20 protein-coding genes are annotated in these 24,813 nt (G+C 64.5%); 9 read left to right on the top strand and 11 right to left on the bottom strand.

Annotated elements, in window-relative coordinates; all coding sequences use genetic code 11:
• Positions 1 to 480: 480 nt before the first annotated feature.
• Genes NDN16_RS19430 through NDN16_RS19420 form a run of 3 tightly spaced genes read right to left on the bottom strand, consistent with a single transcriptional unit; the run spans position 481 to position 2,436 of the window.
• A complete protein-coding gene (locus NDN16_RS19430) occupies positions 481 to 1,077 on the bottom strand; it encodes a glutathione S-transferase family protein (protein ID WP_251115110.1) in 597 nt (198 codons plus the stop codon).
• A 25-nt stretch (positions 1,078 to 1,102) separates the two neighbouring features.
• On the bottom strand, positions 1,103 to 1,576 hold the full coding sequence (locus NDN16_RS19425; RefSeq protein WP_251115109.1) for a hypothetical protein: 474 nt from the start codon (positions 1,574 to 1,576) through the stop codon (positions 1,103 to 1,105).
• A gap of 53 nt (positions 1,577 to 1,629) precedes the next feature.
• On the bottom strand, positions 1,630 to 2,436 hold the full coding sequence (locus tag NDN16_RS19420; RefSeq protein WP_353050236.1) for a 23S rRNA (adenine(2030)-N(6))-methyltransferase RlmJ: 807 nt from the start codon (positions 2,434 to 2,436) through the stop codon (positions 1,630 to 1,632).
• A 182-nt stretch (positions 2,437 to 2,618) separates the two neighbouring features.
• Between NDN16_RS19420 and NDN16_RS19415 the strand changes: the two genes are divergently transcribed.
• From NDN16_RS19415 to NDN16_RS19400, 4 genes are all read left to right on the top strand, one after another.
• Positions 2,619 to 3,731 (top strand): alkene reductase, encoded by a 1,113-nt coding sequence (locus NDN16_RS19415; RefSeq protein WP_251115107.1) that lies wholly within the window; start codon positions 2,619 to 2,621, stop codon positions 3,729 to 3,731.
• Between the two features lie 86 nt (positions 3,732 to 3,817).
• On the top strand, positions 3,818 to 5,926 hold the full coding sequence (locus tag NDN16_RS19410; protein ID WP_251115106.1) for a molybdopterin oxidoreductase family protein: 2,109 nt from the start codon (positions 3,818 to 3,820) through the stop codon (positions 5,924 to 5,926).
• A gap of 57 nt (positions 5,927 to 5,983) precedes the next feature.
• Positions 5,984 to 6,430, top strand: a complete 447-nt coding sequence (locus tag NDN16_RS19405) for a DNA-binding protein (RefSeq protein WP_251115105.1) — start codon at positions 5,984 to 5,986, stop codon at positions 6,428 to 6,430.
• 9 nt (positions 6,431 to 6,439) lie between these two features.
• A complete protein-coding gene (locus tag NDN16_RS19400; RefSeq protein WP_251115104.1) occupies positions 6,440 to 7,006 on the top strand; it encodes a PIN domain-containing protein in 567 nt (188 codons plus the stop codon).
• Between the two features lie 21 nt (positions 7,007 to 7,027).
• Here NDN16_RS19400 and purN read toward each other — a convergent pair whose 3' ends face one another.
• Together purN and purM are read right to left on the bottom strand one after the other, a co-directional pair.
• The gene (gene purN, locus NDN16_RS19395; protein ID WP_251115115.1) at positions 7,028 to 7,633 is read right to left on the bottom strand and encodes a phosphoribosylglycinamide formyltransferase; all 606 of its coding nucleotides are present in this window, start codon (positions 7,631 to 7,633) and stop codon (positions 7,028 to 7,030) included.
• Positions 7,634 to 7,686: 53 nt separating this feature from the next.
• A complete protein-coding gene (purM, locus tag NDN16_RS19390; RefSeq protein ID WP_251115103.1) occupies positions 7,687 to 8,757 on the bottom strand; it encodes a phosphoribosylformylglycinamidine cyclo-ligase in 1,071 nt (356 codons plus the stop codon).
• 190 nt (positions 8,758 to 8,947) lie between these two features.
• On the opposite strand from purM, the gene NDN16_RS19385 reads away from it, so the two are divergent.
• The 4 genes from NDN16_RS19385 (at position 8,948) to NDN16_RS19370 (ending at position 14,811) form a co-directional block, all read left to right on the top strand.
• On the top strand, positions 8,948 to 10,129 hold the full coding sequence (locus NDN16_RS19385; protein WP_251115102.1) for an AI-2E family transporter: 1,182 nt from the start codon (positions 8,948 to 8,950) through the stop codon (positions 10,127 to 10,129).
• A complete protein-coding gene (locus NDN16_RS19380; RefSeq protein ID WP_251115101.1) occupies positions 10,126 to 10,785 on the top strand; it encodes an HdaA/DnaA family protein in 660 nt (219 codons plus the stop codon). The genes NDN16_RS19385 and NDN16_RS19380 overlap by 4 nt, the downstream gene beginning before the upstream one ends.
• A gap of 323 nt (positions 10,786 to 11,108) precedes the next feature.
• Positions 11,109 to 13,304 (top strand): RNA degradosome polyphosphate kinase, encoded by a 2,196-nt coding sequence (locus NDN16_RS19375; protein WP_251115114.1) that lies wholly within the window; start codon positions 11,109 to 11,111, stop codon positions 13,302 to 13,304.
• On the top strand, positions 13,252 to 14,811 hold the full coding sequence (locus NDN16_RS19370) for a Ppx/GppA phosphatase family protein (RefSeq protein WP_251115100.1): 1,560 nt from the start codon (positions 13,252 to 13,254) through the stop codon (positions 14,809 to 14,811). The genes NDN16_RS19375 and NDN16_RS19370 overlap by 53 nt, the downstream gene beginning before the upstream one ends.
• Here NDN16_RS19370 and NDN16_RS19365 read toward each other — a convergent pair.
• The 6 genes from NDN16_RS19365 to rnd form a co-directional block, all read right to left on the bottom strand.
• Entirely contained in the window at positions 14,808 to 16,751 is a 1,944-nt protein-coding gene (locus NDN16_RS19365) for a hypothetical protein (RefSeq protein ID WP_251115099.1), read from the bottom strand. The two genes, NDN16_RS19370 and NDN16_RS19365, sit on opposite strands and share 4 nt — an antisense overlap.
• Entirely contained in the window at positions 16,748 to 17,731 is a 984-nt protein-coding gene (locus NDN16_RS19360; protein ID WP_251115098.1) for an ABC transporter permease, read from the bottom strand. Before NDN16_RS19360 ends, NDN16_RS19365 begins: the two co-directional genes overlap by 4 nt.
• 11 nt (positions 17,732 to 17,742) lie before the next feature.
• Positions 17,743 to 19,638, bottom strand: a complete 1,896-nt coding sequence (locus tag NDN16_RS19355) for a sugar ABC transporter ATP-binding protein (protein WP_251115097.1) — start codon at positions 19,636 to 19,638, stop codon at positions 17,743 to 17,745.
• A 70-nt stretch (positions 19,639 to 19,708) separates the two neighbouring features.
• On the bottom strand, positions 19,709 to 20,692 hold the full coding sequence (locus NDN16_RS19350) for a substrate-binding domain-containing protein (protein WP_251115096.1): 984 nt from the start codon (positions 20,690 to 20,692) through the stop codon (positions 19,709 to 19,711).
• 43 nt (positions 20,693 to 20,735) lie between these two features.
• Positions 20,736 to 21,533 carry a FadR/GntR family transcriptional regulator gene (locus NDN16_RS19345; protein ID WP_251115095.1) on the bottom strand — a complete coding sequence of 266 codons (798 nt, stop codon included), beginning with the start codon at positions 21,531 to 21,533 and terminating at the stop codon, positions 20,736 to 20,738.
• A 101-nt stretch (positions 21,534 to 21,634) separates the two neighbouring features.
• Positions 21,635 to 22,795: a ribonuclease D gene (gene rnd, locus NDN16_RS19340; protein ID WP_251115094.1), complete on the bottom strand. Its 1,161-nt coding sequence runs from the start codon at positions 22,793 to 22,795 to the stop codon at positions 21,635 to 21,637.
• A gap of 168 nt (positions 22,796 to 22,963) precedes the next feature.
• On the opposite strand from rnd, the gene aspS reads away from it, so the two are divergent.
• Positions 22,964 to 24,751, top strand: coding sequence for an aspartate--tRNA ligase (gene aspS / locus NDN16_RS19335; RefSeq protein ID WP_251115093.1), 1,788 nt, complete (start codon positions 22,964 to 22,966; stop codon positions 24,749 to 24,751).
• Positions 24,752 to 24,813: the final 62 nt, after the last annotated feature.

Below are 24,813 nucleotides of genomic sequence, written 5' to 3'. Positions count from 1 at the left end.
TGCCGCATCCGGGGGTGCTTCTGAAAATAGGAGTCTTCGGTCTCCCGATCAAGCGGCCGCGAATGATTTGTCCAATATTCGATATAGGAATCGATTCGACTTTTGGGTAAAGGCGAATGCACCGACGCCCCCTGGCGGGCGGTCGGCATTCGGGGACGACGCAGAAAAGCGTTGCGCCAGCCCGACGCTGCCTTGGACGATGAGCCTCCAAGGCTGTGGCAACAGGCTTGTCCCCGAACAGGAGTGAGAGCGATGGTTCTACTGATCGTGATCACACTACACGTGAGAAAAACCCGGAGCGGCTGGATGATCCGGCTCCGGGTCGCATTGCTGATCAAGTAGTGAAAGGTCCCCGGGTGTTTCCCGCATCCGGGGGCACTTCTGACGATAGAGGCGTTTGCGCCTTCGATCAAGCGACCGTGGATGATCTGAAGATGCCATTTGTGATCGGCGGACCCGAACCGATGTCGGATCGACCCGTCACGCCGTGGGCTTCAGTTCCTCGTAGGCCGGATAGGATTTTGCGAAATCCTCCAGCCAACGGACGAGGTTGGGATTGTCGCCTTCCCATTCACCGCCGAATCGAAGCGAGAGCCAACCGAGATCGGCGGCAAGCGCGAAATGCGCGATATTGGGCTGGTCGGGCAGGGAGGCGACTTCGCCATCCAACACCTTCAAGGCACGCATAGCGCGGCCCCACTGCTTGTCCATCATCGGCTGGTAGCGCATTTCCTCCGGCCGGTAGCGGACTTCGTAGAGGCGAAGCTGCGCGCATTCGGTCGCACCATCGATCAGCGATTCCGTACGCTTGGCCTGCAACCATGCTTCCATGGTCTGCGGTATCAGCTGATTTCCGCTGAGCCTGTCGAAATATTCGCAGATGACCTTGCTGTCATGCACGGACGATCCGTCTTCCAAAATGAGAACCGGAATCTTGCCGAGCGGGTTGGCCTCGATCAACTCGGCAGGCGCGGAGCCGGTGTCGGTTGGCACGAGTTCCAGCTTCAGGTCGCAGTGGTGCGCGGCCAGACGGACCTTCGACGCATAGGGCGAAGGCTTGGAATACAAAAGTCGCATGATGATTCCCGATCGAGAAGCCGCGTCAGAAGCGACGCAGCGATTGGCAGTTCGCGCCGTAGACGCGCCAGGCATCATAGCCGAGGAAACAGCCTTCCGCGCGCCAGCCCACACCGGCGAATCCCATGGGATATTCGATGACGTAGTAGACGTTGTTGGCCGTCGTGCCGCCCTTGTAGTCGCCCCCGGTCACCAGGGCCTGCCCCTGGCAATAACGGCGCTCGACGGTGCGCAACCCGATTGCGGGGAAGTATGCCTTCTCGTGAAGCCCGGCAAATTCCATCACGGCCAGCGGACGGCCCTGCACGTTCGGCGCCCCGTATTCGAACTGATCCTCGATCTTCGCAAGGACGCGGGGATCGTTGCACGCGGGCAGGTTGCTGCGCACCACGATGGCCGTCTGGGCCTCGGGCACGGCGCGAAAATAATCGGCGGCCTGGGCGGCCCCCGCCGCAAGGCTGGCCATCACGCTTGTCGCGGCCAGAATACCGAGCTTCATGACTGTTTCGTCCCCTCAGGCGGTATGAGATATGCAACTTCTGGTAACATAGCTCATATGCGCTCCGCCGCCAGCACATTGATGCCACAATGCGCAGTGGACGAACTGGAGAGGACGGGCAGCAACACCTCCATGATGGTTCGGGCTTCGTCCACGAAGCCGAAGGGTGGGTTGATGACCATCAGCCCGGAGCCGACGAGTTTCTCCTCTGCGCCGTAATCCTCACGCAGGAAGTCGAGCGCCAGAATATCCGGTATGCCGCTGGCCGACAGGGTTTCGTGGAATTGCCGCACGTCCGAGCCTCGCTTGATGGGATACCATACCGCGATGGTGCCCCCGGCCCACCGACGCACGGCCTTCTGCAGATGGTCCACAATACGCCGAAACTCCCCCGCTTCCTCGAAGGGAGGATCGATCAGCACCATTCCGCGCTTTTCCTTGGGCGGCAGATGGGCGCCGAGCGCCAGCCAGCCGTCCAGGTGAATGGCCTTCACCTGTACGTCGCCGGCGAATGTGGATGCCAGTTTGCGGGCATCGTCTGGGTGCAGCTCATAGGCCGAAAGCCTGTCCTGCGGGCGCAGCAGACGGCGGATCAGCATGGGCGAACCCGGGTAGGCCCTGTACCCGGCCTGGCTGTCGACCTGGGCGACGATATCGGCGTAGGTGGCCAGAAGCGGGTGCGAACGCGCTGCGCTGGCCATGAGCAGGTCGATTCCCGCTTTGGCCTCGCCTGTTCGCAAGGCTGCGTCGGAGGTGAGGTCGTACAGGCCGATACCCGCATGGGTATCGTAGACGCGGAATGCCTTGTCCTTGCGCTTGAAGCTTTCCACAAGCCGGGCCAGGAGCGCGTGCTTATGCACGTCGGCGAAATTTCCCGCATGGAATGCATGTCGATAATTCAAAAGCTTGCCGCCTCGTCTCGCGATTGCGAACGCACCGTTCACCATTTCTCCGGCGCCTGGAGAGTTCGCTGTAGCCATATCGAGGAACTCGGCCCGCCGGAAGCGTGTTCGTGTCGGGCCAACGGAAGAGGGAATATCCCGTGAGCCATCACAAGCTATTCGAGCCGGTCGATCTCGGCCCCGTGCGCCTGCAGAACCGTGTCGCCATGGCGCCGCTGACGCGCTCGCGCGCAACGCCGGACGGCGTTCCGAAGGACATGCATGTAGAATATTACCGCCAGCGCGCCAGCGCCGGGCTCATCATCGCCGAGGCCACCAACATATCGGCCGAAGGCCGCGGCTACGCCTGGACGCCAGGTATCTGGACCGACCCTCAGGTCGTCGGGTGGCGCAAGGTGACGGATGCCGTCCATGAGGCCGGCGGCCATATCTACCTTCAACTCTGGCATGTCGGACGTGTGTCGCACCCGGACCTGCAGCCGGGCGGCGCCCTGCCGGTGGCGCCCTCCGCGGTGAAGGCGAACGGGCAGAGCTTCACCGAGAGCGGCATGCAGGACATGGTAACCCCCCGTGCGCTGGATATTTCGGAGCTGCCGCGCGTGGTGGAAGATTACAGGCATGCCGCAAGGCAGGCCAAGCTCGCCGGCTTCGACGGCGTCGAGATCCATTCGGCCAATGGCTACCTTCTGGACCAGTTCCTTCGCGACGGGGCCAACCAGCGCACCGATGCATATGGCGGCTCCGTGGAAAACCGCATGCGCTTCCCTCTCGAAGTGGTGGACGCCGTTACCGAAATCTGGGGCGCAGACCGCACCGGGATCCGGATTTCCCCCGTCAGCCCGGCCAACGATCTGACCGACAGCGACCCGGCAAAGGTATTCGTGCCTTATGTCGAGGAACTGTCGCGACGGGGGCTCGTCTATCTCCATGTCATCGAGGGCGCTACGCGGGGCGATCGCGATGTCGACCGCTTCAAGCCCTGGAGCCTCAAGGACCATTTCTCCGGCCTCTACATGGGCAACAACAATTACACGCGTGAACTGGCGATCGAACGGGCCGATGCGGGCGAAATCGACATGGCCTGCTTCGGACGGCCGTTCATTTCCAATCCGGACCTCGTCAGGCGTCTTGCGCTAGGGGCGCCCCTGGCCGAATGGGACGAGAGCACATTCTACGGCGGCGACGAGCGCGGCTATACGGATTATCCGGAGCTGACACCCGAAGAGGTCGCCCGATACGGACGAGCCGCCTGAGTATCGCCGGCACGCATGAACGATCCGGATATCTCGAATCGTCAAATTGAATGAGGAAGCGGCTGCATGCTTTGATATAAGGGGGCATGAACAAGCCTCTTCCCATCGCCAAGGGCCATACGGCCTGCCCCCACGATTGCCCGTCCACCTGCGCGCTCGAGGTGGACCTGATCGACAGCCGCACCATCGGACGCGTCCGTGGGGCGGAGGCCAATAGCTATACGGCCGGCGTCATCTGCGCCAAGGTCGCGCGCTATGCGGAGCGCGTGCACAATCCCGACCGCCTGATGCTTCCCATGCAGCGCGTCGGCGGGAAGGGCGAGGGCAACTGGCGTCCCGTCGAGTGGAGCGACGCACTCGACATGGTGGCCGAAGCGTTCCTGAAGGCGGAGGCGCGATACGGCTCGGAAGCTGTCTGGCCATTCTACTACGCAGGCACCATGGGGCTGGTGCAGCGCGACGGCATCAACCGTCTTCGCCATGCCAAGCGCTACTCCGGCGAGTTCGGCTCCATATGCGTCAACACGGCTTGGACCGGCTGGTACGCGGGCACCGGGGCGCTGTCCGGAGTCGACCCTCGCGAAATGGCAAAGGCGGACTGCATCGTCATCTGGGGCACCAATGCGGTGGCCACGCAGGTCAACGTGATGACCCATGCCGTGCGGGGCCGCAAGGAGCGCGGCGCGAAGATCGTGGTGGTCGACATCTACGACAACGCCACGATGAAGCAGGCGGACATGGCGTTGAAGCTGCGGCCGGGCACCGACGCGGCGCTGGCCTGCGCGCTGATGCATATCGGGTTCCGGGACGGCACGGCGGACCGCGCCTACCTCGATCGCATGACCGACGATCCTGCCGGACTGGAAGCGCATCTCCAGACACGTACGCCCGAATGGGCAGCCGGCATCACCGGACTGAGCGTGGAGGAGATCGAGGCGCTCGGCGCGTTGATCGGCCGGACGCCACGTACCTATTTCCGCCTGGGCTACGGGTTCACGCGTCAGCGCAATGGCACGGTCGCGATGCATGCGGCCTCATGCGTGCCCGCGGTGTTCGGCCACTGGCAGCATGAGGGCGGTGGTGCTTTTCATACGAATGGCGGCATATTCGGCCTCGACAAGAGTTTGGTGGAAGGCGGTTCCTATGAGGATCCGTCCATCCGTCATCTCGACCAGACCCAGTTCGGCCGTGTGTTGACGGGCGATGCCGCCGCCTTGCAGGGCGGCCCGCCCGTCATGGCCATGCTGGTGCAGAACACCAACCCCGCCAATGTCTGCCCGGAGCAGCGGCTGGTGCATGAGGGACTGATGCGCGACGATCTCTTCGTCGCCGTGCACGAGCAGTTCATGACCGATACCGCGAAGCTGGCCGACCTCGTCCTGCCGGCGACGATGTTCCTGGAGCATGACGACATCTACCGCGGCGGCGGGCAGAGCCATATTCTGCTTGGGCCCAAGCTGATCGACGGCCCCGATACGGTCCGCAGCAACCACTTCGTGGTCGAGGAACTGGCGAAGCGGTTGGGTGTCGCCGACCGGCCGGGCTTCGGCCTGACCGAGCGCGAGCATATCGATCGGATGCTCAGGACGAGCGGCTATGATGGCGGGCTGGCGGAACTGGAGGAAAAGCATTGGCTGGATGTGCAGCCGGCTTTCGAGAAGGCGCATTTCCTCGACGGTTTCGGCTGGGCGGACGGAAAATTCCGCTTCAGGCCGGACTGGACGGGCATGCGTCCCGGAACCCGGCCGAACGAGCGCATGGGCCTGCTCGGCGACTATCACAGGCTGCCGGAATTCCCCGACCATGTCACGCTGATCGAGGAAGCGGACGATGCGCATCCGTTTCGTCTTGCAACGTCGCCGGCACGGCAGTTCCTGAACTCGACCTTTGCGGAAACGAAGAGTTCGCAGGGGCGGGAAGGCCGGCCGGAGCTGACGATGCATCCCAACGATCTCGATCGCCTAAACCTTGTGGACGGGCAACGCGTCGTGGTGGGCAACGCGCGCGGCGACGTGACGATGCCGGTCAAGGCCAGCGATGCCGTACGGCCCGGCGTGCTTGTGCATGAAGGGCTTTGGCCGAACAGTGCCTTCGAGCGGGGCGAAGGCATCAACGTGCTGACGGGCGCCGATGCTCCACCGCCCTTCGGCGGCGCCGCTTTCCACGACACCCGCGTCTGGGTTCGGGCGGCCTGAATTTCAGTTATTGCAGTTATTATGGCCTGCGGCTATCCTGTTTCAAGGAGGTTCCTGATGGTTGGCCGTATCGTCCAGTTTTCCAGTCTTTCGGGGTCGGACAGGCAGTCCGTATCCGGATTGCCGAGATTTGGGCAATCGGATCGCGTTTTCCTCCGCGTAAGGCACTCCGACGGGGCAGAGGAATCGGTGAACTTGCCTCCGGCGGTTGCGCAGGCTGTGGAGATACTGCTGGACCGCATGTCTGCCGGCGAGCGCGTTGCTGTTCTGACGGAGGAGCAGGAGGTTAGTCCGAGCGAGGCTGCCTCCATTCTTGGCATATCGCGTCCGCTTGTCGTACTCAGAATGGATCGCGGCGAACTTCCGTTTCGATATGTCGGCAAGCATCGCAGGGCGATCCTACGCGATGTATTGAGACTCAAGTCCGAGCTCGACAAGCGACGGGGCGCTCTTGATGACCTTTCCGCGGATACGGAAGAGTTGATCGTCGATCATAACCTCTGAACGTCGACGATGCCGCGCCTTTCGTTTGTCGCCGTTCTCGACGCTTGTGTTCTATACCCGTTTCAACTTCGCAATCTGTTGATCCAGTGTGCCTTCGATCGGTTGCTGGATGCGCGGTGGTCCGATCGGATACATGATGAGTGGATCCGGAACCTCTCTGCAAATACGCCTGGTCTCAGCATCGACAGACTAAGGTCGACACGCGACAAGATGAAAGCGGTTCTGCCTGAAGCCGATGTCGTCGGCTACGAATCTCTTATCAACCAACTGACTCTGAAGGATCCGGACGATCGCCATGTTCTGGCGGTGGCGATCAAGGCGAATGCACGGCTGATCGTAACGTGGAATATGCGAGATTTTCCGACCAGGGTCCTTCAGCCATTCGGCATCGAGGCAAAGTCGCCGGATGTGTTCTTGATGGAGGTCTATTCCGCCTATCCCAGGCATTTTATGGCTAGCCTGACACAGGCAAGACTGAACCTGCGGAAGACGAAACCTTCTCCCGAAGAATTTGCCGCCTCGCTTGAGAGGCAAGGCCTCGCCAATGTTTCCAAATTGGCTCTACAACATCGTTGAACCTGAAGCAAAGCACTCCCATCAAGCTGGACTTACGAGCATCTCGCCGGTAGCTGCGCGCATGCGGGCGCGTATCTCGGCCTTGCCGTCCCGATAGGCGACATCGCCGCGCAGCACCATGGCCAGCGCATGCGGGTAAAGCGTATGCTCGGCATGCAGCAGGCGCGCCGACAGGGCATTAGCGTCATCGCCGGGCAGGATCGGCACCGCTGCCTGCGCGATGATCGGTCCGCCATCCATCTCCTCGGTCACGAAATGCACCGTGCAGCCATGCACCCGCATGCCCGCCTCGATAGCCCGCTCATGCGTATGCAACCCTGGAAACAGCGGCAGAAGGGACGGGTGGATGTTGATCATCCGTCCGAGAAACCGTGCGACGAAGGCCGGTCCTAGAAGGCGCATGTAGCCGGCAAGGCAGATGACGTCCGGCCGTGCCGCATCGAGGGCCTGCGCCACGGCCGCCTCGTGACCGGCCCGATCCGGGTAAGACTTGTGGTCGAGCGCCAGTGTATCGATGCCGGCGGCGGCGGCCGTCTCCAGCCCCTTGGCCTCGGGCCGGTTGGACAGAACCAGCACGATCTCTCCCGGAAAGTCGGGACTTCTCGATGCTTCGATCAAGGCTTCCATGTTGGAGCCGCGCCCGGAAATTAGCACGGCTATACGCTTCCTTTGCGGCGTCGTCACAGGGAGAGGCTTCCGTTGAAGGTGACGGCCGGCCCGGCATGCCGTGGCAGGATGCGGCCGAGCGGCACCACCGTCTCGCCCTCGCGCTGAAGCACCGCCCCGACGGTTGCCGCATCTGCCGCCGGAACGACGACGATCATGCCGATGCCGCAGTTGAAGGTGCGCAGCATCTCCGCTTCGGCGACGCCGCCCTGCCGCGCCAGCCACTGGAACACCGCCGGCACCTTGAAGGCGTCAAGGTCGATGTCGGCGCGCAGGCCCTCGGGCAGGACGCGCGGGATGTTTTCGGGGAAGCCGCCGCCGGTGATATGCGCCAGCGCCTTGATGCCGCCGGTCTCGCGGATGGCGGAGAGCAGCGGCTTCACATAGATCCGCGTCGGCTCGATCAGCGCGGCTGCCAGGGTCCGGCCATCATCGAAGGGAGCCGGCGCGTCGTAGGCCGCGCCGCTCCGCTCCACGATACGGCGCACCAGAGAGTAGCCGTTGGAGTGGATGCCGGAGGAGGCGAGACCCAAGATCATGTCGCCCTCGGCCAGGCCGGCGGACGGCAGCAACTGGCCGCGCTCCGCGGCGCCGACGGCGAAGCCGGCGAGATCATAGTCCTTTTCGGCATAGAGGCCGGGCATTTCCGCCGTCTCGCCGCCGATGAGAGCGCAACCGGCCTGGCGGCACCCTTCCGCGATGCCGGCGACGATAGCCTCGCCCTGCGCCGGATCGAGCCGGCCGGTCGCGAAATAGTCGAGGAAGAAGAGAGGTTCGGCCCCCTGCACGACGAGGTCGTTGACGCACATCGCCACGAGGTCGATACCGATCGTGTCGTGGAGGCCGGTATCGATCGCGATCTTCAGCTTGGTGCCGACGCCGTCATTGGCGGCCACGAGGACAGGATCGGCAAAGCCCGCCGCCCTGAGGTCGAACAGGCCGCCGAACCCGCCGATCTCGCCATCCGCGCCGGGACGGCGGGTGGACTTGACCAGCGGCTTGATGCGCTGGACGAGTTCGTTGCCGGCATCGATGTCCACGCCCGCATCGCGATAGGTGAGCCCGTTGGTCTTCTGGTCGGTCATTGTCTCGAAACCTTCGTCTTTGCCGTTCGGTTGACAGAAGCGGGGATGGGAAACAAGTGCAAAACGCACGGAAAAGGCGGGATAATGCCGCGATGCATCCCTTGACCCCTTGTCCGGCGGCTGCCTATCTCGTCTTTGAAGTCAGGCGGCCGCAGGGCCGTATTCGCCGGGGAAAGTGCAGCACGGACAAATGGTGAAGGATCGCAGCCGGCTCCTCCGGCGTCAGGCCATGTTCTGGGGCATCGCGGCGGCGGTGGTGCTGGCCTTTATCTGGCTGTTCAGCTCCATCCTCCTGCCATTCGTGCTGGGCATGGTGCTGGCCTACTTCCTCGATCCGATCGCCGATTGGTTCACGCGGCGCGGCCTTTCGCGGCTGACGGCTTCGCTGGTCATCCTCGTCCTGTTCATCGTCCTCATCATCGCGCTGATCCTGGTTGTGGTGCCGGTGATCTCCAGCCAGATCACCGCCTTCGTGTTCAACCTGCCGCATTACCTGCAACGCCTTCAGGAACTGGCCATCGAGGCACGCACCGGCCCGCTGTCCTGGCTGTTCCAGGATCAGGAGCAGAGCCTCAGCCAGGATTTCTCCGATATCGTGCGGCAGAGCTCCGCCTTCTTCACCTCCTTCGTTGGCCAGTTATGGACGTCCAGCCTGGCACTGGTGAACTTCCTGTCGCTCTTCGTCGTCACACCGGTCGTCGCCTTCTACCTGCTGCTCGACTGGGACAGGATGATCGACAAGATCGATACGTGGGTGCCGCGCCAGCACCTGACCACCGTGCGCCGCCTCGCGCGGGAGGTGGACCGGTCCGTGGCCGGGTTCGTTCGCGGGCAGGGCAGCCTGTGCCTGATCCTCGGCACCTACTATGCCGTCGGCCTGACGCTCGTCGGGGTGAATTTCGGGCTGCTGATCGGTTTCTTCGCGGGGATGATCTCCTTCATTCCCTATGTCGGTTCGGCGCTCGGGCTGATCGTGGCCATCGGCGTCGCGCTCGTCCAGTTCTGGCCCGACTGGGTCTGGGTGGCGGCGACTGCCGGCGTGTTCCTGACCGGGCAGTTCATCGAAGGCAACATCCTTCAGCCGAAGCTGGTCGGCGCTTCGGTCGGCCTGCATCCCGTCTGGCTGATGTTCGCCCTCTTTGCCTTCGGCGCCATGTTCGGCTTCGTCGGTCTGCTCATCGCCGTGCCTGCGGCGGCGGCCGTGGGCGTGCTGGTGCGCTTCGCGCTCGGCAAATATCTCGAAAGCGACGTCTATTATGGGCGCACCATCGAACAGCAACCTGCGCCTGTGGTGGAAAGCCTGAACCTGTCCGCTGCCATCCGCAGCGAATTCTCGCCCCGGGGCGAGGCCGGGGACGGAGGCAAAGCATGAGTACGACACGTCAACTTCCGTTCGAACTGCCGCACCGCGCATCCTTCGACCGCGCGGACCTGATAGAGAGCGAAGCGAACCTTCTTGCCATCGAGGCCATCGACGCCTGGCCGCACTGGCGTCACCCCGTGCTGATGATCGTGGGGCCGGCAGGCAGCGGCAAGACGCATATAGCCGAAGCCTTCGCGGCCATGTCCGGCGGCAGCCATGCGCGGGCCGGGGACATTTTCGAGCCGCAACCCGGCTTCGTGCGCGTGATCGACGATGTGGATCGTACCGACATGGCTGAAGAGGAGATCTTCGCCATCGTCAACGCCGCGCGCACGGGCCTCGGCCATGTATTGTTGACCAGCCGCACGCCGGCTCCGCTCCTGCGCCTTCGCCTGCCGGACCTTGCCTCCCGGCTTCGAGCGGCAACCCAGATCGAACTGGGGGCACCCGACGACATGCTCCTGCATGGTGTGCTGGTGAAGCTTTTCGCCGACCGTCAGATGGACGTCGACCCCAAGCTCCTGGCCTATGTCCTGTCGCGGATGGAACGCTCCATCGCCTCTGCCGAAGCGCTGGTGGCGCGCCTGGACCGCGAAAGCCTTGCCAGCGGCCGGCGGATCACCCGGGGGATGGTCGCCTCGGTGATCGAGGATGGGGAGGCCTGACCGTCATCAAAGCGTCGCCGCACCCGGCTATGCGCCTTGCAGTTTTGTCCTAAGATGAAGGCGGGAAGAATCGAGTGAGCGAGATGAGCGGCAAGACGACCCGTAGGAAAGCCGGCGCGACGGCGGCGCAGCCCACACGCAGGGCGGCCCCGCGCAAGCGCAAGGAGCCGGCCATCGCCAAGGCCGATGTCGAGCGGGCGGAAGTGGCGGCCGCCGCCGTCGTGGACGGGCTCGTCGGCAATCTCGCCGCCACGGCGGTGGTGACCGCGGCCCATGCCGGCGCCGACGGGATGCCGCCGGTCATGATGCCGGACCGTCCGCTGATGGAGGCGATCGGCGTCGTCCCGGTGGCTCCCCGAAACGACAATCCGCCGGCCGCAGACGAACTGCCGGCCGACCGCTTCGTGAACCGCGAGTTCTCGTGGCTCCAGTTCAACCGCCGCGTGCTGGAGGAGGCCGAGAACACCAAGCATCCGCTGCTGGAGCGGCTGCGTTTCCTGTCGATTTCGGCCGGCAATCTGGATGAGTTCTTCATGGTCCGCGTCGCCGGGCTGGCGGGACAGGTGCGCGAGAAGATTCCGGTGCGCAGCGCCGACGGGCTTCTGCCGCAGGAGCAGCTCGACAGGGTGCTGGACGAGGTGGAGCTTCTCCAGTCCGAGCAGCAGGCGACGCTTGCGGACCTGGTCAAGGAACTGAAGGCGCAGCGCATCAACATCGTCGCGGCCGGAGAACTGAAGAAGCCCGACCGCGAATGGCTGGAGCGCCATTTCGACGAAACCATCTTCCCGGTGCTTACGCCGCTTTCGATCGATCCGGCGCACCCGTTTCCCTTCATTCCCAATCTCGGCTTCTCGATGGCGCTGGCGCTGGTGCGCGAGCGGGATTCCCATCGCATGAACGCGCTTCTGCGCCTGCCCGTCGCCCTGCAGCGCTTTATCGAGATGCCGGTGACGGAGGCGGGAGAAAACCGCTTCGTGCCGCTTGAAAGTGTCGTGGCGCTGTTCATCGGGCGGCTGTTTCCCGGGTACCGGGTGCGGGGGCAGGGCACGTTCCGCCTGATCCGCGATTCCGATATCGAGGTGGAGGAAGAAGCCGAAGACCTCGTCCGCCTTTTCGAATCCGCGCTCAAGCGGCGGCGGCGCGGCTCGGTGATCCGCATCGAGTTCGATTCGGTGATGCCCGAAAGCCTGCGCAATTTCGTCGCCACGGAACTGGCCGTGGCGGAAAACCGCGTCTCGGTGATGGATGGCATGCTGGCGCTCGACGCCGTGTCGCAAATCGTGAAGCTGCCGCGCGAGGACCTGAAGTTCGAGCCTTATATCCCGCGTTTTCCGGAGCGCATCCGCGAGCATAACGGCGACTGCTTCGCCGCCATCCGCGAGAAGGACATCGTCGTCCATCACCCCTACGAATCCTTCGATGTGGTGGTTCAGTTCCTGCGGCAGGCGGCCTCCGACCCCAATGTCGTGGCGATCAAGCAGACGCTGTACCGCACGTCCAACGACTCGCCCATCGTGCGCGCGCTGATCGACGCGGCCGAGGCCGGCAAGTCCGTGACGGCGCTGGTGGAGCTGAAAGCCCGATTCGACGAGGAGGCGAACATCAAGTGGGCGCGCGACCTCGAGCGGGCCGGCGTGCAGGTCGTGTTCGGCTTCATCGAGAAGAAGACCCATTCCAAGCTGTCGCTCGTCGTGCGGCGCGAGGAAGGGCGCATGGTGTCGTTCGTGCATATGGGCACGGGCAACTACCACCCGATCACCGCGCGCATCTATACCGACCTGTCCTACTTCACGGCCGATCCCGACATCGCGCACGACGTGTCGATGATCTTCAACTACATCACCGGCTATGCCGAGCCGACGGAACTGCGCAAGCTGGCCGTCTCTCCCTTGAACCTGCGCCAGCGCATCATCCAGCATATCGAGGAGGAGGTGCAGCACCAGCGCGCCGGGCGGAGCGGCCAGATCTGGATGAAGATGAATTCCCTGGTGGACCCGAAGATCATCGACGCCCTGTACCGCGCCAGCCAGGCCGGAGTGGAGATCGACCTGATCGTGCGGGGCATCTGCTGCCTTCGGCCACGCGTACCCGGCCTTTCGGAAAATATCCGCGTCAAATCTATCGTCGGCCGCTTCCTGGAACACAGCCGCATCTATTGTTTCGGCAACGGCCATGGGTTGCCATCGGAAAAGGCCATCGTCTACATGAGCTCGGCCGATCTGATGCCGCGCAACCTTGACCGGCGGGTGGAAACGATGATTCCGATGACGACCCCGACCGTGCACAGCCAGGTTTTGTCGCAGATCATGCTCGGCAATATTCTCGACAACCAGCAGAGCTGGTCCGTCCTGTCGGACGGCACCTCGCGGCGCATCAGCCCATCGGTCGGCGAACAGCCTTTCGACGCGCAGCGCTACTTCATGACCAATCCGAGCCTGTCCGGGCGCGGCAAGGCCCTGAAGTCGAATGCGCCGAAGCTCATTGCAAGGCAACGCGCGGAGCACTCCCGTTTCGATTGATCTTACAGGCCAGGGCCGCATTGCCGGGCGTTTGCCCGTCGCGGTCGTCGACATCGGCTCCAACTCGGTGCGCCTCGTCATCTATGAGGGCAACAGCCGCGCGCCGGTACAGTTGTTCAACGAAAAAGTCCTGAGCGGGCTGGGCAAGGGCCTTGCCCGCACGGGCCGGCTGGACGACAAATCCGTGGCCAGCGCGCTGGCCGCCCTGACGCGCTTCCGCGCATTGGCGGAGCTTGCCGGTTGCACGGACGTCTATCCGCTGGCTACGGCGGCCGCGCGCGAGGCGTCCAACGGGGCGGAGTTCATCGAGGCGGCGGAGGCCGCAATCGGCCGCGCCATCATCATCCTGTCCGGCGCGGACGAAGCGCGCTACGCCGCCGAGGGCGTGGCCGCGGGCTTCTTCGCCCCGAATGGCATCGTCGGAGATCTGGGCGGCGGCAGCCTTGAACTGGTGGAGGTCTTGTCCGGGCGGTTCGGGACCGGGTTGACGACGCCGCTCGGCGGCCTTCGCCTGCGCGACCTTTCAGGCGGGGAGATCGCCAGGGCCCGTGCCATCGCCGACGGCGAGATCGGCGGATCGACGCTGGCAGGCGCCTGCGAAGGCAAGAGCTTCTACGCCGTCGGCGGCACCTGGCGCAACCTTGCCAAGCTGCACATGGAGCAGACACGCTATCCGTTGCAGGTCATGCATGGGTACCGCGTCGCCGTGGCCGAGCTTGCGGATTTTCTCGACAAGGTGGCGACCGGCGATCCGGAAAAACTGCCGGGCATCGACGCCGTATCGCGCAGCCGCCGGCCGCTTCTTCCCTATGGAGCCGTCACGCTGCAATCGGTGATAGCCAACCTCAAGCCTGTCGATGTCGTGGTTTCCGCCTATGGCGTGCGCGAGGGATATCTGCACTCGCTTCTGCCCCAGGCCGAGATCGAGAAGGATGCGCTGCTGGTCACGGCCCGGGAATTGTCCACCCTGCGGTCCCGCTCGCCCATTCACAACGAAGAGCTCGTCCGCTTCGCTGCCGATACGTTCCACGCGCTGGGCATCGAGGAGACGCCCGAGGAAGAGCGCCTTCGGGACGCCGCATGCCTCCTGGCCGACGTCAGTTGGCGCGCCCATCCGGACTATCGCGGCGGCCAGGCCCTGTCCTTCACGGTGCATGCGGCGCTGCCGGCGCTCGACCATGCCGGACGGACCTTCCTCGGGCTGACGAACTACTTCCGCTACGAGGGGCATTTTGAGCAGGGGATGATGCCTGACCTGGAAAGGCTGATCCCACCGCGCATGCTTCAGCGCGCGCGGGTGTTGGCTTCCTTGTTCCGGGTCGTCTTCCTGCTGACGGCAGCCATTCCGGGCGTGCTCGGCAAGCTGCGCTGGCTGCAGGATCCGCGTGGCGGCTTTACCCTGGCCGTGCCGGCGGAACTGGCCGACCTTCTGGGGGAAAGACCACGTGCGCGTTTCCAGCAATTCGCCAAGGTGGTGGAGCGCACCTTGCGGCTGGAGGTCCGTTAGAGGGCGTCCCAGTCGATGCGAGCGACCGCGTAGGGTTTCAAGGTCAAGGTGGAGCCGGAAAAGGGCTTTGCCAGGGTTTCCGCGGCGTCCGGCATTCGGCTGGCCGCCTCGAAACTGTCTTCGTCCAACATGAAAACAGCGGTTGCGTTTGCCGGAAGCTGCACGCGGTTTTCCCTGCCGGTACGATTGGCGATCCACAAGGCCGTTCCACGCTCGTCCCGAACGGCCAGCGCCTCGACGCTGTCCCCATGCGAGACCGAAAGGCGCGCAAGCCCTTGCAGTGCGGCAAGGCCACGCAAGACGTGGAAGACGGGGAACAAGCCTCTGGCCGCGTCATACCACGGCTGGGGCCAGTCTCGGGGCGTGTGCACAAGCCCGAACGGACCGGTCGCGCCTCCCAAGGTAATGGCGCTTGCGCCGCCTGCCGCCAGACGCGCGATATAACCCAGCATCCACGCGGCCCCGAGCAGGCCGCGCTGGCGCGGATCGTTGAAGTTCATCGCCTGGCGGATATTGCCCGGATTGGCCATCGGGGCGTCGCCATAAGGGTTCATGCGCATGCCGATGGCGCTGGGACCGATGGCGATGGGTTTGCCGGCGGCGATCGCCCCCGCACTGTCAGAGATCGCCGGAAGCGATTCCAGACCTTCCATGATCGAATGATCGTCGCCCGCATGCAGGGTCGCCGTGGTGGTGAAGCTGACGATATCGAGGAGGTCGGCGGGTGGACGCTTGCGATTCATCTCGGTGAAGTAGCTGAACATGCCGCCACCGATGCGCGCACCGGGAAAGGCCAGTCGCGCCGCCTCGAAAAACCGGCGTGGAGGCGGGGCATCGGGCCACGCGCTGCCCGGCAGCGTGCATTTGAGATCGGGTGCGGGGGAAACAAGGACGGTGGTGAACGGCCGTTCCAATGCGTCGACCCAGCGACCGAGCGTCGACAATTCGGCTTCGAACCCGTCGATGGACTGGATAACGGCTTCGAGCCAGATATCGTCCCCCAGCTTTCGCGCGGTTTCCACGAGGACGCGCAAGGTGGCCTCGTAATGGCCGAGCGCCGGGTTGAAATGACAGACGATCTGCCCTGGCCGGATCGTCGACAGCACGTCGGCCTGCGCCAGCGCCGCCTCGATCTCGGATGGGTCGAGGCCGTAGCCGATGGCAGGTATCGCGCCGGCTTCCTCGCGGATGGACACGCGCTCGCCGACGGCTTCCGCCGCCCTCGCCGGCAAGGCGCCGTCAACCGTCAGTGTCACGACCTGCGCGATCTTCTCGCCCTTCTGCAGGGTATAGGGCCATGGTAGGGAAAGAGGGCGGACATAGGTCTTGTATGATGCGTCCGTCCAGTTGCGCTGGTCTTCCATCTCATAGACGTCGCCTTCCATCCGGCATGTGACGGACAGCCCCGGTGCGGCTTCATGCGTCAGGGCGCGCAGGTTCATCATCGGCTGCACGGGGTCGATCAATTGCGGAAAGGTTCCGTCTTCGATCGTCCCGTCGGCATGCTCGATGCGCACCGCGCGGCCGGCGACGCCGACGATGGGGTGCAGCACCACGAAGCCGGTGCGATTGGTGAGAAAATCTGTATCCGCCGATCCGTCGGCGCTGAAGGTGAGTTGCCCGGCGACGGTGGCGGAGATCCGGGCGCTGTAGCGGAAGGCCTGCGCCTCGTCACGCGCGACGGCGTCGTAGGTGATGCCGAAGCCGTCGGCATTCTCGTCGATAGACAGGTTCTCGATCACGGGATTGTAGGTGCCCCAGTTCCTGTCCCGCACGATGAAGGATATCGCCCTTATCAGTTCCACGCCGCCGAAGCGGATGTGCCGCAGGTTTCCCGCGTCCAGTTCGGCCGTCAGCGGACCCGCGGCAAGGATGCGCGGTTGCGGCGAGGGCTCTTCCGTTCCGAACAGGCGAACGGCGGTGGAGGGTGCGTGCGTCATGGATTGACCTTCGAGCTTACGAGGCGTTCGGCCAGCAAGGCGACGATGATGATCGTGCCGATCGCGGTTCCCTGCCAGAAGGGTGAAACGCCCATCAGGTTCAGGCCATTGCGGATCATGACCATGATGAACACGCCGAACAGCGTGCCGATGATGGAGCCGCGTCCGCCATAGAGGCTGGCGCCCCCGATGACGACCGCCGCGATGGCGTCGAGTTCCATCGCATTGCCCATCAGGGGGTCGGCGGACAGCAACTGGGCAATGGAGAAGGTGATCGCGACGGCCGAGAGCGCCCCGGAAATCACGTAAGGCAGGACGGCATAGAAAAGAACGCTCAGGCCGGCCGCCCGCGCGGCTTCCTTGTTGGAGCCGACGGCGTAGATGGTGCGCCCGCCCTTGGTGTAGCCGAGATACAGGAAGGCGGCGAGGTAGAGCGCCAACAGGAAGACGACGTTGGTCGGCACGCCGAGTACGGTCGTATAGACGATGGACTGCATGGCATCCGGGATGGTCGAGATGGCCGTCTGCCCGGACAGGATGTAGGCCAGGCTGCGTCCGATGGCCATGACGCCCAGAGTGACCACGAAGGCCGCGAGGCCGAAGACGTTGATGAGCAGGCCGGACAGAAGGCCAATGCAGCCGCCGGCGGTGACGGCCAGCGCTATCGCCGGCACGATCGGCATCTCACGCAGGGCGAGGCCCAGGATGATGCCCGTCAGCCCGGCGACGGAGCCGACGGAAAGGTCGATGCCGCCGGTCAGGATCACGAAGGTCATGCCCACCGCCACGATGCCGATGACGACGGACTGGTCCAGCATGTTGAAAATGTTGGATTGCGTCAGGAAGTACGGAGACATGAAGGACAGGCAGAAGGCGATCAGCAGCGCCAGAAGCGTCATGCGCACCTCGAGCCGGCCGATCAGCCGGCGGCCGATGGAGCGACCGGACCTCGATCTTGGGGAAACGGTATCTGCGGTCATGTCCATCAACCTCAAAGCGTTTGCGCCATCGCGTCGATATGGCTGCGGATGGTTTCAGGCGGGGGAAGCGGCGCATTGTCCGGCAGGCTGATGCCGACCCAGCCGAAATCATGCCCGCGCGCACTGCGCATCTGCGTCATCAGGGTGGCGCGGCCACCGGCTGCATCGATCACGAAGCCTGCGTCGCGGCGGGCAAGGGCCGCCGGAATCCGCGTTTGCGCGAAGCGGCACGCCTCGCCGCTGCGAAAGCCCGGGTCGGCTGCCGCGTTCTCCACCACCGCGTTCAGGCAGATCAGGCTGTCGTCTTCCATCAGGGCCCAGAATCCCGCGCCGCCATGCTGCCGGGCGAGACGCTGCAGAAGATCGGTGTTGCGCGCCATGGAGGTGCGCGGCGCGGCCAGAAGCGTCAGCTTTTCCTCGTCCAGCATGGCGCTCGGCAGGTCTGCGATGGAGCGTCCGTCGCTGATGACGACGACCCGGTCGGCAAGGCCCAGCAGTTCCTCAAAATCCGACGATACGATCACCAGCGCCACGCCTTGCGCCGCAACCTCGCGCAGCATGGCGTAGATACCTGCCCGGGTGCCGATATCGACGCCCTTGGTCGGTTCGTCGAGGATCAGCACGCGCGGCTCCAGAAGCAACCACCGGGCGATGATCACCTTCTGCTGCATGCCACCCGAGAAGTTCAGCATGGACGCGTCCATGAGCCGCTCTTCGGGCAGGCCGAGGCCGGCGAGGAGGCGCGATACCTGTTTGTCGCGGGCGCGGTAATTGCAGAAGAACCCGCGATGGGCGCCAAGGTGCGCGAGAAGAAGGTTCTCGCGGACAGAGAAGTCCGGAACGATGTTCTGGGAGCGCCTGTCCTCGGCCACGAAGCCCAGCCCGGCGCGCATGGCCTTGTCGGGCCGGTCGGCGGGCAGGGGCTTGCCCTCCAGCATGACGGTGCCGCCATCGCGCCTGCGCAGGCCGAAGATGGCCTCGATCGTTTCGGAGCGGCCCGCCCCGACGAGCCCGCCGAGGCCGAGGATCTCACCCTTGCGAACGGTAAAGGAGACGTCGCGCACAAGCGGCGCGGATGAAAGGCCGCGCACTTCGAGGGCGGGTTCACCGCCGGCCTGCGGTTGCGCGGCGCCCTCGCGGTGGTAGATCGAATGCAACTCGCTTCCCACCATCGCCCGGATCAGCTCGCCCTGGCTCAGGCTGGCGGTGGGGCGCGCATCCATCACGGTGCGTCCCTCGCGCATCACCGTGACGCGGTCGGTAATGGAGAACACCTCCTCCAGCCGGTGCGATACGAAGACGAGGCCCCGGCCCGATGCGCGAAGGCGCTCCATGACCTCGAACAGGCGCTCGACCTCGCCGGGGCTGAGCGCCGCGGTCGGCTCGTCGAAGATGATGAGCTTGGCGCGGACGCCCAGCGCCTTGGCAATCTCGACAAGCTGTTTCTGCGCCGAGGACAGGGTTCGCACCTCCCTGTCGAATGCCAGCCCCTCGCGCTGGCCGAGAGCCTCGAGGATCTCTTCTCCCTGGATGCGCAGAGTGCGATAGTCGAGGCGGCCGGGGCGTCCGAGCTCCGGCAGGAACATGTTCTCCAGCACCGTCAGGTCCGGCACGAGGCTCGTTTCCTGCATGACGATGGCAATTCCCGCCTGCAAGGCGTCGCGGGTGCTGCGCATGTGGATGTCGTGGCCGCGATATGTGATGTCGCCCGTATCGGCCATGACATGCCCGGAGATCACCTTCGACAGCGTGGACTTGCCCGCGCCATTCGCCCCGAGCAGCCCGTGCACCTCGCCCTCCCGGAGTTCGAAATCGGCTCCGGCGAGGGCGCGGGTGCGCTCGAATGTCTTGGTTAGTCCGCGCGCGCTGAGAAGTATGCCGCTGCGCGCCTGATCCTCATCCACCACCTTGCATCTCCGCACGTCACGCCAGACTATTGGCAGGCCACGCATCGACTCGGCCTGCCTAAGGGCAGTGTCAGACTTCGTTTGCGAAGACGGTTTCCTTCACCGTCGGCAATTCTTCGGCGATGTTCTTGCTGGTGATCGCGAGGATGGGAACGGTGATCTCCTTTTCGGGCGTCTTGCCGTCCAGAACGTCGATCATCGCCTCGCCGGAGCGCACGCCCATGAGATAGGGCTGCTGCATGCCGGACACGACGAGGTCGCCCGACTCCAGAAGCGGCACGAAATCCGGGATGCCGTCAAAGGCCGCCACCAGAACCTCGCCGTCCTTGCGCGCCGCCTTGATGGCCCGCAGGGCGCCCATGGCCGGCTGGTCGGTCTGGATGAAAAGTCCGCGCAATCCGGGATTGGCGGTCAGGATATCCTGCGTGAACTTGAAGGTCTCGTCCGTTGTGTAGCTCCGCATCTGCTGCATGCCCGCCTCGCGGCCGGTGAAGCCGCCTTCCTTCAGCCCGTCGAGGAAGCCTTGCGTGCGCGCCTGGCCGTTCTTGCGGGCCTGCGAAATGGCGACGATGGCGACGTCGCCGCCCTCCCAGCCTTTTTCCTTCAGGGCGGCGGCCAGCGCGGTGCCGACATCGTGCGCGCCGCGATAGTTGTCGGAAATGATGAAGGAGGCATAGTCGCCGCTATTGGTGCCGATATCGGCGATGACGACCGGTATGCCGGCGCGCTGCGCAAGCTGCAGCACACTGGGTGCGGTCGAGGAATCTGTGGGGGAAATGATGATGCCGCCCACGCCGCGCGTGACGGAATCCTGCGCATTCTGCAACTGTGTCTGTGCGCTGTTGTGCGAATCCAGAGCCTGGAAACCATAGCCCTTGGCTGTCACCGCGCTTTCGATGCCTTTGGACAGGTAGCGCCAGAAGGGCAGGTCGAGCCCGGGCGTCAGGTAGACGATGTCCTTGCCCTGGGCGATGGCCGAGGTGAAGGCCGAGAAACCGGTGCTTGCCAGCACGGCGCCGCCGATGGCGAGCTTCAAGACTGTTCTGCGTTCCATTTCGTGTTCTCCTCCCGAACGAAATGTTGAATTCTCTGATGGGTCAGGGGTCGCGCCGCCGGTCTTTGCCGGCCTTTGCGCGGTTTGCATCCGGGGGCGCCTGCCCCTCCATGACGGAGCGCGTCGTGGCATAGATGCGGCCGGTGTGGACGGCAAAGGCCGACACGGCCGCATTCGCGTCTCCAGCTTCGATGGCGGAGACGATGGCTTCGTGTTCGGCGTGGCTGCGCCCGATGGCGTCTGGCTGGCCGATCGCCCGCCGCCTGTATTCCATCATGTAGGTGTAGAGGTCGGTCGCGAAGTCGGCCAGAAGCCGGTTTCCCGGCGCCCGGTAGATCGCAACGTGGAATTCCCGGTCGCAGATCAGGAAGCGGACCGGATCGTCCAGCATCCCGGCCTGCGCCTGCAACAACTCGCGAAGGATGCGGCAAAGCCGGCGGTCGGCCTTGCGGGCAACGTCCGCGACGAGCTTCTGCTCTATGAGGATGCGTGCCGAATGGACGCTGTCGATGTCGTAGGCGTCGATGGCGCGGGCCAGCGCAAGGCCCACGGTGACGGGCCCGACATCGGCGCTGAGGATGCGGGTGCGCGCGCCGTGGCAGACTTCGAGGATTCCGCGTGCGGCAAGGGTTTGTATGGCGCCGCGTACCGCCTCGCGACTGACGTTAAGCGCCAACGCCAGGTCGCGCTCTCCGGGCAGCGTGTCGCCGACCTGCAATATGCCGCTGGCGACAAGCGTGGACAGTTTGTCGGCGATGACTTCGCGAATGGGTTTGCGCACGATCCCCTCGCGGAAGACCGGTAGCTCGGAAAGCTGCAGCGTATGCCCGGCAGCACCCATGACGCCCTCTGATGAACTGGTTGGACCAGTAGACCACTTCAGAGAATGACGAAACGCCGCACCTGTCAAGATGCTGCGAAAGCGGTAGCGCCGTGTGCCGGTCAGGCGTCCGGCATGTCTACGATCTCGACCTTGCGATTGCGGTAGACGAGTGCGGACTGGCCGGAAAGAAGGTCCAGCGCCCGCGCGCCGAAGATGGTCCGGCGCCAGCCAGACAGTGCGGGGATCTGCGCTGCCTCGCCGTGGACGGCCAGCTTTTCGAGGTCGTCGCCGCTGACGAGGATCTTGGCGGCGACGCCTTCCTCTTCCGTCACGATCTTCAACAGGACCTTCAGGAACTCGACCGCTGCAGCCGTACCCTCGGGCAGGGCCGGCGGACGGGGCAGGGCCGGCAGCTCCGTCTTGGGAATTGCGAGCGCGCGCTGAACGCCGGCCAGGATCTCCCGTGCGGCGGACGAGCGTTCGTAGCCGCGCGGGATCGTACGCAGGCGACCGAGCGCCTCTTCGGTGCGCGGCTGCTGCTGGGCGATCTCCTGAAGGGCGTCGTCCTTCAGCACGCGGCCGCGCGGCAGGTTCTTCTGTCGCGCCTCACGCTCGCGCCATGCCGCCACCTCTTTGAGGACGGCCAGCTCGATCGGTTTTTTCACCCGCATCTTCACCCGCGTGTAGGCAAGGTCGGGATGCAGGTCGTAGGTCTCCGGCGTGGTCAATATGGCGAGCTCGCCCTCCAGCCACTCGCGGCGGCCCTGCCTGTCGATCATCGCCGTCAGGTAGCGATAGGCATCGCGGAGATAGGTAACGTCGGCGAGGGCGTATTGAAGCTGGCTCGGCGACAGCGGGCGGGCCCGCCAATCGGTGAAGCGCGAGGTCTTGTCGATTCGACCTTCCGTTGTGCGCGCGACGAGCTGGTCGTAGGCGATGGCCTCGCCGAAGCCGCACACCATGGCGGCGACCTGCGTATCGAACAGCGGCGCGGGTATGATGTTTCCCAGCTTGTAGACGATTTCCACGTCCTGGCGCGCGGCATGGAACACCTTGACGACGGAGGTATCGGCCATCAGCGCGAAGAAGGGGGCGAGGTCGATACCCTCCGCCAGCGGGTCCACCAGGACGGCGCGCTCGTCGCTGGCCATCTGGATCAGGCACAATTCGGGCCAGAAGGTCGTTTCGCGGATGAACTCGGTGTCCACCGTCACGAATTGCGCGCGGGCAAGAGCGTCGCAGGCTTCGGCTAGGGCGGATGTGGTGGTGATGGGCTCCATGAGGTCTTCATAGATCAACGGCCGGCGGCTTTGAACCGCGTTCTGCGGCAGGGACCGCGAAAATCTTGACAGGACAGGCGCGCCATGCGCTTTTCCGCGCGAATTGAACGCCCGACATCCGGGACATGATTTGGCGCGCCTTTGGTCGGCGCCGGGAAGAAAAAGATTATGCATCGCTATCGCAGCCACACATGCGCGGCCCTTCGGGCCGCCGACGTCGGAAGCACCGCCCGCCTGTCGGGCTGGGTCCACCGCGTCCGGGACCATGGGGGACTGCTGTTCATCGACCTGCGCGACCATTACGGGATCACGCAGATCGTGGTGGACCCGGACTCGCCGGCCTTCGCCACCGCCGAGACCGTGCGCAGCGAGTGGGTGATCCGCGTCGACGGCGCGGTCAAGGCGCGCTCGCCCGAGACGGTCAACGCCAAGTTGCCAACCGGCGAGATCGAGGTGTTCGCCGCCGAGATCGAGGTGCTCAGCAAGGCGCGGGAACTGCCGCTTCCCGTCTTCGGAGAACCGGATTATCCGGAAGACACGCGGCTGAAGTTCCGCTTCCTCGACCTTCGCCGGGAGACGCTGCACCGGAACATCATGCGCCGCACGCAGATCATCGCCGCGATGCGCCGCCGCATGGGCGAGGCCAGCTTTACCGAATTCTCGACGCCCATCCTGACGGCATCCTCGCCGGAAGGCGCACGGGACTTCCTGGTGCCGTCGCGCATCCATCAGGGCAAGTTCTACGCGCTCCCGCAGGCGCCGCAGCAGTACAAGCAGCTCATCATGATGAGCGGCTTCGATCGCTACTTCCAGATCGCGCCGTGCTTCCGCGACGAGGATCCGCGCGCCGACCGCCTTCCGGGCGAGTTCTACCAGCTCGACCTGGAAATGAGCTTCGTGACGCAGGAAGACATCTTCCAGACGATGGAGCCGGTGATCCGCGGCATCTTCGAGGAGTTCGCCGAGGGCAAGCCCGTCTCGCAGGAGTTCCGCCGCATCCCCTATGACGAGGCGATGCGCAAATACGGCAGCGACAAGCCGGACCTGCGCAACCCCATAGAGATGCAGGCCGTGACCGGGCATTTCGCCGGTTCGGGCTTCAAGGTATTCGCCAACATGATCGCGTCCGACCCGTCGGTCGAGGTCTGGGCGATCCCGGCCCGCACCGGCGGCTCGCGCGCCTTCTGCGACCGCATGAACGGCTGGGCGCAGGGAGAGGGCCAGCCGGGCCTCGGATACATCTTCTGGCGCGAGGAAGACGGCAAGGTGGCAGGCGCCGGCCCGCTGGCCAAGAACATCGGCGAGGAGCGGACGGAAGCGGTGCGCCAGGCCATGGGGCTCGAGGCCGGTGACGCTTGCTTCTTCGTGGCCGGACAGCCGAAGAAGTTCGTGGACTTCGCGGGGGCGGCGCGCACCCGCGTCGGCGAGGAGCTTAACCTCGTGGACCGCGATCGCTTCGAGCTGGCGTGGATCGTCGATTTCCCCTTCTACGAGTGGCAGGAAGAGGAACGCAGGATCGACTTCTCGCACAACCCGTTCTCCATGCCGCAGGGCGGCATCGAAGCACTGGAAGGCCAGGAACCGCTCACCATCAAGGCTTTCCAGTACGACATCGTATGCAACGGCTACGAAATCGCCTCGGGCGGTATCCGCAACCACCTGCCGGAAACCATGGTGAAGGCGTTCGAGATCGCCGGCTATTCGCGCCAGGACGTGGAAGACCGGTTCGGCGGGCTTTACCGGGCTTTCCAGTATGGCGCGCCGCCGCATGGCGGCATGGCGGCAGGCGTGGACCGGATCGTGATGCTGTTGTGCGGCGTCCGCAACCTGCGGGAGATCACCATGTTCCCGATGAACCAGCAGGCCTACGATCTGTTGATGAACGCGCCGTCGGAAGCTTCGACGACGCAGCTTCGCGAGTTGGGAATCCGCACCGCGCCGCAGCCGAAGGCCTGACCGGGCCCAAAACGCCAGACATGAAAAACCCGGCTGCGCCAAAAGGCGACGCCGGGTTTTTT

Origin of the sequence: Aureimonas altamirensis (assembly GCF_023702225.1) — a bacterium.
Taxonomy (GTDB): Bacteria; Pseudomonadota; Alphaproteobacteria; order Rhizobiales; family Rhizobiaceae; genus Aureimonas; species Aureimonas altamirensis_B.
The sequence above is the reverse complement of the archived record's forward strand: the minus strand, read 5'-3'. Positions and strand labels throughout refer to the sequence as shown.